Origin of the sequence: Pseudomonas sp. EA_65y_Pfl2_P74 (assembly GCF_963970575.1) — a bacterium.
In the GTDB taxonomy this organism is placed as follows: Bacteria; Pseudomonadota; Gammaproteobacteria; order Pseudomonadales; family Pseudomonadaceae; genus Aquipseudomonas; species Aquipseudomonas baetica_A.
Genome location: NZ_CAXAOQ010000053.1, coordinates 1 through 9,913, shown reverse-complemented (window position 1 = coordinate 9,913; position 9,913 = coordinate 1). Strand labels below are relative to the sequence as shown.

Here is a 9,913-nt window from a genome sequence, read left to right as displayed (position 1 = left end):
CCAGTTGATGGCGCTAATGGGCTGAAAGGCCTTTTTTCGTCTGTTGCCCGCACAAAAACAAACGCCCCGAACAAGTCGGGGCGTTTTGTTGGGCCTTCATCAGTGTGTTTTCACACAGTCTGTTCGGGGTGCTTTTTTTATGCCCATGATTTAGACCTTCCGGCACACCATAGACCCAATGTGAGAGCAGGCTTGCTCGCGAGAGCGGTGAGTCATTCAGCATCCACTTTGAATATTAAGCAGCATTCGCGAGCAAGCTCCCCCCACACGGGATTTACCGCGCGACTTGAATCACGAACACAAAAAAGCACCCCGCAGGGTGCTTCATCTCAAACGATCGAACGATTATTGGCCCGACCCATTCTGCGACAGAATCAATTTACCTTCCTTGTCGACCGGAATCTGGTTGCCCGGATCGCGATCCATCCGCACCTTGCCCTCCTTGCCATCCAGCGAATAACGCACGTCGTAACCAACAACCTTGTCACTGATATCATTCACTGTGTTGCAGCGCGTTTGCGTGGTGGTGTAGGTGTCACGGTTTTGCATACCTTCCTGCACCTTGTTGCCGGCATAACCGCCGCCAACCGCACCTGCCACCGTGGCAATCTTCTTGCCGGTGCCACCCCCCACCTGGTTACCCAGCAAACCGCCCGCTACCGCACCGATAGCGGTGCCGAGGATCTGGTGTTGGTCCTTGACCGGCGCCTGCCGGGTCACGGTTACATCCTTGCAAACTTCACGTGGCGTCTTGATCTGTGTTTTAACCGGCTCAACGGCCAGCACTTGCGCATACTCAGGGCCGCTTTTAACCAGGCTGTAGGTGGCAACAGCACCCCCGGCTGTTACACCGACAGCACCCAATACCGCACCAACCAGTAACGACTTGTTCACATGAACCTCCTGACCATCACATGCGGGTCGGGCCCGCGCTTATCCCAGCCTTGGAGCATAAAAAAAGGCGCGAGTTCAACTCGCGCCTTTTTTGGCTGACAACCGGGAAAACGATGGCCGTTATGGACGGTCGTCGATTTCCTTGTCGGTGTTAGCGGGTGGAATCAGGTCTTCAGTGGTCAGATCCAGCCAGATCAACACCACGTTAGCGATGTAGATCGACGAGTAAGTACCCGCCAGAACACCGATAAACAGGGCAATGGAGAAGCCGAACAGGTTGTCACCACCAAAGAACAGCAGAGCCGAGATCGCCAACAACGTGGAGATCGACGTCGCCATGGTGCGCAGCAAAGTCTGAGTGGTCGAGATGTTGATGTTCTCGATCAACGAAGCCTTGCGCAGCACACGGAAGTTCTCACGAACCCGGTCGAATACCACGATGGTGTCGTTCAGCGAGTAACCAATGATCGCCAGTACCGCCGCCAGCACCGTCAGGTCGAAGGTGACCTGGAAGAACGACAGAATACCGATGGTCACGATCACGTCGTGGATCAGCGAAACAATGGCGCCGACCGCGAACTTCCACTGAAAGCGGAAAGCCAGGTAAAGCAGAATGCCGCCGAGCGCCAGCAGCATGCCGAGGCCGCCCTGGTCGCGCAGCTCTTCACCGACCTGCGGGCCGACGAACTCGACACGCTTGACCGTCGCCGGGTTGTCGCCGCCGACCTTCTGCAGAGCATCGGCTACCTGATGACCCAGTTGCGGGTCTTCGCCAGGCATACGCACCAGCAGATCAGTGGTTGCACCGAAGCTCTGCACGATGGCTTCGTGGTAACCCGACTCCACCAGTTGCTCGCGCACCTTGGTGACATCGGCCGGACGCTCGTAGGTCAGCTCGATGAGCGTACCGCCGGTAAAGTCCAGACCCCAGTTCATGCCCTTGGTGGCGACACTGAACAAGGCCAGCACGGTAAGGAACAATGTGACGCCGAACGCAACGTTGCGAACGCCCATGAAGTTGATTGTACGTAACATGGCAGCCCCTTAAATCCACAACTTCTTGAAGTCACGACCGCCGAAGATCAGGTTGACCATCGCGCGGGTCACCATGATGGCCGTGAACATCGAGGTAAAGATCCCGAGGGACATGGTCACTGCGAAGCCTTTGACCGGGCCTGTGCCCATGGCAAAGAGAATCCCGCCGACCAACAAGGTTGTCAGGTTGGCGTCGAGAATCGCGGTGAATGCCCGGCCGAAGCCTTCGCTGATTGCACGCTGCACGGTCATCCCGGCGGCAATCTCTTCGCGAATCCGCGAGAAGATCAGCACGTTGGCGTCGACCGCCATACCCATGGTCAAGACGATACCGGCGATACCCGGCAGGGTCAGCGTTGCCCCCAGCAGCGACATCAGCGCCAGCAGCAACACCATGTTCACGCCCAGAGCGACAGTGGCGATGATGCCGAAGAAGCGATAGATGGCGATGATGAACAGCGAGACAAACAGCATGCCCCACAGCGATGCATCGATACCTTTGGTGATGTTGTCAGCACCCAGGCTCGGACCGATGGTGCGCTCTTCAGCGAAGTACATCGGCGCCGCCAGACCACCGGCACGCAACAGCAGCGCCAGCTCGGACGACTCGCCCTGACCGTTCAGGCCAGTGATGCGGAACTGAGCCCCCAGCGGCGACTGAATGGTCGCCAGGCTGATGATCTTCTTCTCTTCCTTGAAGGTCTGCACCGGTACGTCTTTCTCGACGCCACCAACCACTTGCTTGGTGTAAGTGGTGACCGGACGCTGCTCGATGAAGATCACTGCCATGCTGCGACCGACGTTCGAACGGGTCGCGCGACTCATCAGTTCGCCACCATGACCATCCAGACGGATGTTCACCTCAGGCGTACCGTGTTCGCCGAAACCGGCCTTGGCGTCAGTGACCTGATCACCGGTGATGATCAGACCACGCTCGATCTGCGCCGGAGGACGATTGCCTTCACGGAACTCGAACGTCTCGGAGGTGGCTTTCGAAGCGCCCGGCTCTGCCGCCAGACGGAACTCAAGGTTGGCCGTTTTGCCGAGGATACGCTTGGCTTCGGCAGTGTCCTGCACGCCCGGCAGCTCAACCACGATACGGTTGGCGCCCTGACGCTGGACGATCGGTTCGGCAACACCCAGCTCATTGACGCGGTTACGTACCGTGGTCAAGTTCTGCTTGATGGAGTATTCGCGGATTTCCGCCAGCTTGGCCGGGGTCATCGCCAGACGCAGCACCGGTTGACCATTGAGGTCGGCCGGAACAATGTCGAAATCGTTGAAGTTCTTGCGGATCAGTGCACGGGCTTGTTCGCGGCTGCCTTCATCAGCGAAGCCCAACTGGATGGCACCGCCCAGTTGCGGCAGGCTGCGATAGCGCAGCTTCTCTTTGCGCAGCAGGCTCTTGACGTCGCCTTCGTAGACTTTCAGGCGTGCATCGAGGGCTTTATCCATGTCCACTTCCAGCAGGAAGTGCACACCACCGGACAAGTCCAGACCGAGCTTCATCGGGTGCGCGCCCAGATTGCGCAGCCATTGCGGGGTGGTTTGTGCCAGGTTCAGCGCGACGACATAGTCATCACCCAATGCCTTGCGCACAACGTCTTTGGCCGGCAGCTGATCTTCAGCCTTGCTCAGACGGATCAGGCCGCCCTTGCCGTTTGCCGCCAGAGTGGCCGCCTTGACGTTGATCCCGGACTCGTGAAGCGCGGTGCTTACGCGGTCCAGATCGGCCTGATTGACCTGCAGAGCCGTGCTGGCGCCGCTGATTTGAATAGCCGGGTCATCGGGGTAAAGATTGGGAGCGGAATAAATCAGACCGACCGCCAGCACCGCCAGGATCAGAATGTATTTCCACAGAGGGTATTTGTTCAGCATCACGCCGCCCGTTATGACGCGGGGCGCCTTGCGCGCCCCGTCGATTGAGTAGAAGTTGTTGCTTAGATCGCTTTCAGCGTGCCTTTTGGCAGCGTGGCGGCGATGGCGCCCTTCTGGAACTTCATTTCCACGGTGTCGGAAACTTCCAGAACCACGAAGTCATCGGCCACTTTGGTGATCTTGCCGGCGATGCCGCCGGTGGTCACCACTTCGTCGCCCTTCGCAAGGCTGCTCAGCAGGTTCTTCTGCTCTTTGGCGCGCTTGGCCTGTGGACGCCAGATCATCAGATAGAAGATGACCAGGAAGCCGACCAGGAAAATCCACTCGAAACCGCCGCCCATTGGGCCGGCAGCAGCCGGTGCAGCTGCGTCAGCCATGGCATTAGAGATAAAAAAGCTCATTTAGCACTCCAGTTGCAAATGTTGAATCTTGGGGTCAGAAAACTTAGTCCAAAGGCGGAACGGGGAGCCCGCGTTTGGCGTAGAAGGCATCGACAAAGGCGGCCAATGTACCCTGTTGAATAGCCTCGCGCAAACCAGCCATCAGCACCTGATAATGGCGCAAGTTGTGGATGGTATTGAGCATGCTGCCGAGCATTTCGCCGCATTTGTCCAGGTGATGCAGATAAGCGCGGGAGAAGTTCTGGCAGGTATAGCAATCGCAGGTCGGATCCAGCGGCGATTCATCATGGCGATGGAATGCGTTACGGATCTTCAGCACGCCTGTATCAATGAACAGATGCCCATTGCGGGCATTACGGGTTGGCATCACGCAATCGAACATGTCCACACCGCGGCGCACACCCTCAACCAGATCTTCCGGTTTGCCAACGCCCATAAGGTAACGAGGTTTGTCAGCCGGCATCATGCCCGGCAGATAATCCAGCACCTTGATCATCTCGTGCTTCGGTTCGCCCACCGACAGACCGCCAATGGCGAGGCCATCGAAGCCGATCTTGTCGAGACCTTCCAGCGAACGCATGCGCAGATCCTGGTGCATTCCGCCCTGGACGATCCCGAACAGCGCCGCGGTGTTGTCACCGTGAGCGTTTTTCGAGCGTTGAGCCCAGCGCAGCGACAGCTCCATCGACACGCGCGCGACGTCTTCGTCAGCCGGATACGGTGTACATTCGTCGAAGATCATCACGATGTCGGAGCCCAGGTCACGCTGAACCTGCATCGACTCTTCCGGGCCCATGAACACTTTGGCGCCATCCACGGGAGAGGCGAAGGTCACGCCCTCCTCCTTGATCTTGCGCATCGCGCCAAGGCTGAACACCTGGAAACCGCCGGAGTCGGTCAGGATCGGGCCTTTCCACTGCATGAAATCGTGCAGGTCACCGTGCTCCTTGATCACCTGAGTACCCGGGCGCAGCCACAGGTGGAAGGTGTTGCCCAGGATGATCTCGGCGCCGGTGGCGACGATGTCACGCGGCAACATGCCCTTGACCGTGCCGTAAGTGCCCACCGGCATGAACGCCGGCGTCTCGACGGTGCCACGCGGGAAGGTCAGGCGACCACGACGGGCCTTGCCATCGGTGGCCAGGAGCTCAAAGGACATGCGACATTCGCGACTCATTCTGTTTCCTCTGGGCCTGTTTGTTTAGGGGCAGTAGGTGCGGGGTTGCGGGTGATGAACATCGCATCACCGTAGCTGAAAAAGCGGTAACCGTTGTCGACGGCGGCCTTGTAGGCGGCCATGGTTTCGGGATAACCGGCGAAGGCCGAAACCAGCATCAACAGCGTGGATTCCGGCAAATGGAAATTGGTCACCAGGGCATCGACCACATGGAACGGCCGGCCCGGGAAGATAAAGATGTCGGTGTCGCCACTGAACGGCTTGAGCACGCCATCACGCGCCGCACTTTCCAGCGAACGCACGCTGGTGGTGCCGACCGCGATCACCCGACCACCCCGCGCACGGCAAGCGGCGACGGCATCGACCACGTCCTGGCCGACTTCCAGCCACTCGCTGTGCATGTGGTGATCTTCGATCTTCTCCACGCGCACCGGCTGGAACGTACCCGCGCCAACGTGCAACGTGACGAATGCGGTCTCGACGCCCTTGGCGGCAATCGCTTCCATCAGCGGCTGATCGAAATGCAGCCCCGCCGTCGGCGCCGCCACCGCGCCCAGGCGCTCGGCGTACACCGTCTGATAACGCTCGCGATCCGAGCCTTCATCCGGGCGGTCTATATAAGGAGGCAACGGCATGTGCCCGACGCGATCGAGCAGCGGCAGCACATCTTCATCGAAGCCCAACTCGAACAACGCATCATGGCGCGCAAGCATTTCAGCTTCGCCACCGCCATCGATGAAAATCTTCGAACCCGGCTTCGGCGACTTGCTGGAACGTACATGCGCCAGCACGCGATGCGCATCAAGCACCCGCTCGATGAGGATTTCCAGCTTGCCGCCGGAGGCTTTCTGCCCGAACAGCCGCGCCGGAATCACCCGCGTATTGTTGAACACCATCAAATCGCCCGGGCGCAAATGCTCAAGCAAATCAGTGAATTGACGGTGTGCGAGGGCGCCGCTAACCCCATCCAGGGTCAACAGGCGACTACCGCGACGCTCGGCCAAAGGGTGGCGAGCGATCAGCGAATCAGGGAGTTCGAAGGTAAAGTCAGCAACGCGCATGATGGGGTTCGTCTAGCAGGGCCCGAAAGTCTAGCGGAAATATCGAAAATTGACCATGAAACGTGATTGACCAACGGTAATCTCATCTCTATACTTCGCCGCCATTGAGCCCTGATGGCGGAATTGGTAGACGCGGCGGATTCAAAATCCGTTTTCGAAAGGAGTGGGAGTTCGAGTCTCCCTCGGGGCACCAAAATTAAGAAAGGTCTTGCTTAGCAAGGCCTTTTTTTTCGCCTGCAATAAAGTCCCTCACTTGTGGAGCTGCCGCGGGCTGCGATCTTTTGATCTTCCGCTTCTTGGCCATCCGAGCCCCAAGGATCCACACCATGCAAACGTCACTGGAAACAGTCGCCCTTTTCTCCCTCAAACTCGCCTACGAGGAAGAGGGCCTGAGCCCGATTCTGCGGGACGACATGGTCATGGGTGACTACCAGCGGGATATTTTCGAATTGTTGGTACGCCGGGGCGATGTCGAGACCATTCAATTCAAGATGAATGAGTGCCTGGGGCTGGCGATGGATGCGTTGGGCGGTGTCGAGAAACCGCTGGGACGTGAACTGCACAAGCTGTCAGCCGATTTCAGCCAAGCTCAGTCGCTGGAGCAGCTCGATCAGCCGCTCCTCGCGCTCAAGGGTTACTTGAAGGACATTCTGTAATCGAACGCGCGATCACTTGTCCACGCTCAGGTTGAAGAAAAAACCTGCAGATTACTTGAGCACTTTTACCACTCGAATGTTGATCGCAAACCCACCCGCGCCAGTCAGTTTCTTCCATCCCACGTACTGAAATATCAAGTCCTCGTCGATGGGGTCGCCCCTCTCTACCATTGCGGCGCCCAGCACCGCGACTTCCTTATAAACGGTGCAACTGCCCGCATCGGGGTGGACGGTGTAGATCACGTAGGGTTTGACGTATCGCACGGCGCGCAAATGTCGGCCGCATTCCCAGTCGACCGTAATCATCAACGTCTTCAGATACGCTTCGCCATCGGTTTCCGATTCCTCGGCGAGTTCGTTGAGCTTGGCGATTCCGCCGACGTCGCTAAAGCCCAGAGCGCGGGCGCGCTTGTATTGCGGGGTCTTCTTGTGCTCGGCCTGGGCCTTGAAGTATTGCTCTTGAAGCTCTCTGACCAGGACCTCCTCTTCCTTGTTCCTGATCTCGAACGCTTGGGCAATGACGTTTTCGCAACGGGCATATTCGGGAGAGCCAAGGCTTGCCTTGGCGAGGTGATCGCGATGGACGTAAAGAGTGTGATTCAAGCTGTCGACGCGGTTCATCGCTTGCCTGGTCGTCATGGTCCCGTTTTGAACTCTGTTCACTACCTCCTGAAAACTCTGACAATCGGAGAGGTATCCTTTCCAGGCCTCCTCCGGGGTTTCATCCCAGTAGGCAAGTGCCGGGGTCATTACGATGGCGAAGAACAAAGCGCTGAGCAGGCGCAAGACAGAAGAAACGGTAGGCATGTGTAGTCCGTTACGCGGTTGAAGAAAGTGGCGCGAAGCTACTATTTTGTTATCTTGCCGTCCATCTCCAGCGCGCCTCATCAACACGCGCTGTTTCAAGGTTTTTGCAGGTTAAGGAAAGGATCGAATGGAGTTTCTGTGTCTACTCGCATTTCTGGCGACGTGGGGTTTCATGTGGCGCTGGGTGGTGAAAAACCGTGGCAGTTGGAATCTGTTTATCGGCAACGTTTTCGGTGCAGGGGCGGGGTTTATTGTCGGGTTTGTGGTGTTTTCCGTCACGATGTCGCTGTTCGCGCCGGCACGTATTATCGAGCAGGCAAAGATACAGAACGCCGCGAAGCAGAGCGCTGAACCGGCCCTCATGCCTGAAGCCGAATCCGCGCCAGAGGAACCTCCCGTTGCTGCGCCTGCGCCTGCGCCTGCTCCTGTTTCCGACAACCTCCCCGCCTACGTCGCCAGCGAGCCGCAGAACGAGCCCTCACCACCTGAGTCCGCTCTCCTGCCGAACTTCAGCAAACGGCTACCTGCTTCGCTGCTGGAGAAGGACTTCAAGGACACTGCGGGCCACGATTTTGCCGCTTTGCGCAGAGTGGCAGGCAGTAATCCGAACGCGGACAAATCGTTGATGGCTTTCATGATGTGCGAACCCTTTATCAAGAGTGCGATGCGCTTTTCAGCGTCGACAGTGGTCGCAAGCGCGAAGGACGCCAGTAGTCAACGGTTCAAGGATCAGACCTACACCATTACAAGTACCGCCACCGCGCGGAACATGGTGGGAGACGATGTGAGGTATCGGTTTGACTGTTCAGTGCAACAAGTGGACGGCAACGATGCAGGCAAAGCCGCGTGGCGGCTGCTCGACCTGAAATTGAAGAAGAGCGAATCTTAAGCCTCGTTTAAGGGTTCAAGGCGCCCGCTGCGGGCGATTCATGCCCTGATCGAACGCCTCGGTCTGTTCGACGAACACCTCGAAGGCGCCGTGGTCAGTGACAGCGCCAAACTTTATGAGCACCCGGCCAGCTATTACCACCGTGCGGATTTGTTACCGGCACTGGAAAGCAACGAGACGTTGCGTGAGCGATTTTTCGGCGGTGCGCGTAAGCCGATTTTCACCAGCAGCAACGCTGACAATCACCTGGTGACCTTTGCCGAAGTCATGGCGATGTACTTGCTGGTGTAGTCGCCGACAGCCTGGACGCTGATCAATCCGCCAGCCCCCGCGCTGACACCCGAACGCCACAAGCGCTATGCCCTGGAACAGACGCGAATCGACGGTTTCAAGACTGGTCTGGGTAACATCGCCCGTGCACTGGCGCACCTGCCGAGCCTGATGATCTTTGACGATAGTCCGAATGTAGCCCTATTGACAGCATAATCCGAGCGCAAAACTGTATACCCATACAGCTAACATTTCCGGATAATTCGTCGTGGCAAGAAATCACATCAGAAGTAAAACCGGGCAAGGGCGCTACGACTCGACCGCACGTAGAGTCCTCATTTCTGAGTTCAGGCCAGTAACATTGTGCTTCCTCGAATCGCCCGATCGTGGGACCTCGAAAAGCCTACCGGATTATGAGTTCATAACGGGCGAAAAGGGATACCTACCAAATTTTCCCGTACTAATTCAGAGCGACGGTGAACCGTGGATCATCGGAATCCTTTACCTAGTTACGAAACTTCATAAAGAGGTTGGTTATGAATCAAGGACATTCCGCAGGATTGCAGACTTTTAGCACCACTAAACCACGAAATGGTTTCCACCAAGTGGGCACGATTTCTTGCTCCGCTAGCCTCGGTGACGCCTCGCTAGAGGATTTGTTGCGCAATGGTTATGTGAAAGCTGAACCGCTGGTGTACGAAGATTTCCTGCCAGTCATTGCGGCGGGGATCTTTCAATCGAACCTTGGGGATGCAGCGCAGGCCCACTATGGCGAACATTCCAACCGACAGGCATTCGAGCAGGCGCTGGGACGCTCGACGATTGATGAATTGGGGTTGTATGCG

9 protein-coding genes, 1 tRNA gene and 2 pseudogenes are annotated in these 9,913 nt (G+C 57.4%); 5 read left to right on the top strand and 7 right to left on the bottom strand.

The window, feature by feature from the left end:
* Positions 1-345 precede the first annotated feature (345 nt).
* The 6 genes from AACY18_RS27425 to queA form a co-directional block, all read right to left on the bottom strand.
* Positions 346-894: a glycine zipper 2TM domain-containing protein gene (locus AACY18_RS27425; RefSeq protein ID WP_221733368.1), complete on the bottom strand. Its 549-nt coding sequence runs from the start codon at positions 892-894 to the stop codon at positions 346-348.
* 120 nt (positions 895-1,014) lie between these two features.
* Entirely contained in the window at positions 1,015-1,929 is a 915-nt protein-coding gene (gene secF / locus AACY18_RS27420; protein ID WP_339434248.1) for a protein translocase subunit SecF, read from the bottom strand.
* Between the two features lie 9 nt (positions 1,930-1,938).
* Positions 1,939-3,807, bottom strand: a complete 1,869-nt coding sequence (secD, locus tag AACY18_RS27415; protein WP_339434247.1) for a protein translocase subunit SecD — start codon at positions 3,805-3,807, stop codon at positions 1,939-1,941.
* A 62-nt stretch (positions 3,808-3,869) separates the two neighbouring features.
* The gene (yajC, locus tag AACY18_RS27410; protein ID WP_003227923.1) at positions 3,870-4,208 is read right to left on the bottom strand and encodes a preprotein translocase subunit YajC; all 339 of its coding nucleotides are present in this window, start codon (positions 4,206-4,208) and stop codon (positions 3,870-3,872) included.
* 43 nt (positions 4,209-4,251) lie between these two features.
* The gene (tgt, locus tag AACY18_RS27405; protein ID WP_162130185.1) at positions 4,252-5,367 is read right to left on the bottom strand and encodes a tRNA guanosine(34) transglycosylase Tgt; all 1,116 of its coding nucleotides are present in this window, start codon (positions 5,365-5,367) and stop codon (positions 4,252-4,254) included.
* A gap of 14 nt (positions 5,368-5,381) precedes the next feature.
* Positions 5,382-6,446: a tRNA preQ1(34) S-adenosylmethionine ribosyltransferase-isomerase QueA gene (gene queA / locus AACY18_RS27400; RefSeq protein WP_339466768.1), complete on the bottom strand. Its 1,065-nt coding sequence runs from the start codon at positions 6,444-6,446 to the stop codon at positions 5,382-5,384.
* A 108-nt stretch (positions 6,447-6,554) separates the two neighbouring features.
* Between queA and AACY18_RS27395 the strand changes: the two genes are divergently transcribed.
* Both AACY18_RS27395 and AACY18_RS27390 read left to right on the top strand, forming a co-directional pair.
* A tRNA-Leu gene (locus tag AACY18_RS27395) sits at positions 6,555-6,639 on the top strand.
* A gap of 133 nt (positions 6,640-6,772) precedes the next feature.
* Positions 6,773-7,102 (top strand): hypothetical protein, encoded by a 330-nt coding sequence (locus tag AACY18_RS27390; protein ID WP_339434274.1) that lies wholly within the window; start codon positions 6,773-6,775, stop codon positions 7,100-7,102.
* A gap of 51 nt (positions 7,103-7,153) precedes the next feature.
* On the opposite strand, the gene AACY18_RS27385 is transcribed toward AACY18_RS27390, so the two are convergent.
* On the bottom strand, positions 7,154-7,909 hold the full coding sequence (locus AACY18_RS27385; RefSeq protein ID WP_339434273.1) for a hypothetical protein: 756 nt from the start codon (positions 7,907-7,909) through the stop codon (positions 7,154-7,156).
* A gap of 127 nt (positions 7,910-8,036) precedes the next feature.
* On the opposite strand from AACY18_RS27385, the gene AACY18_RS27380 reads away from it, so the two are divergent.
* The 3 genes and pseudogenes from AACY18_RS27380 to AACY18_RS27370 form a co-directional block, all read left to right on the top strand.
* A complete protein-coding gene (locus tag AACY18_RS27380; protein WP_339466767.1) occupies positions 8,037-8,798 on the top strand; it encodes a hypothetical protein in 762 nt (253 codons plus the stop codon).
* Positions 8,799-8,825: 27 nt separating this feature from the next.
* Positions 8,826-9,254, top strand: a pseudogene (locus tag AACY18_RS27375) (alkaline phosphatase family protein); the annotation flags it as partial.
* Positions 9,255-9,691: 437 nt separating this feature from the next.
* A pseudogene (locus AACY18_RS27370) lies at positions 9,692-9,913 on the top strand (2-oxoadipate dioxygenase/decarboxylase family protein); the annotation flags it as partial.

What these genes read in the sequence shown, in the direction of transcription:
- AACY18_RS27390 (WP_339434274.1), top strand. Translation starts at nt 6,773, where the DNA reads ATGCAAACGTCACTGGAAACAGTCGCCCTTTTCTCCCTCAAACTCGCC.
- secD (WP_339434247.1), bottom strand. Translation starts at nt 3,807, where the DNA reads ATGCTGAACAAATACCCTCTGTGGAAATACATTCTGATCCTGGCGGTG.
- queA (WP_339466768.1), bottom strand. Translation starts at nt 6,446, where the DNA reads ATGCGCGTTGCTGACTTTACCTTCGAACTCCCTGATTCGCTGATCGCT.
- AACY18_RS27380 (WP_339466767.1), top strand. Translation starts at nt 8,037, where the DNA reads ATGGAGTTTCTGTGTCTACTCGCATTTCTGGCGACGTGGGGTTTCATG.
- yajC (WP_003227923.1), bottom strand. Translation starts at nt 4,208, where the DNA reads ATGAGCTTTTTTATCTCTAATGCCATGGCTGACGCAGCTGCACCGGCT.
- tgt (WP_162130185.1), bottom strand. Translation starts at nt 5,367, where the DNA reads ATGTCCTTTGAGCTCCTGGCCACCGATGGCAAGGCCCGTCGTGGTCGC.
- secF (WP_339434248.1), bottom strand. Translation starts at nt 1,929, where the DNA reads ATGTTACGTACAATCAACTTCATGGGCGTTCGCAACGTTGCGTTCGGC.
- AACY18_RS27385 (WP_339434273.1), bottom strand. Translation starts at nt 7,909, where the DNA reads ATGCCTACCGTTTCTTCTGTCTTGCGCCTGCTCAGCGCTTTGTTCTTC.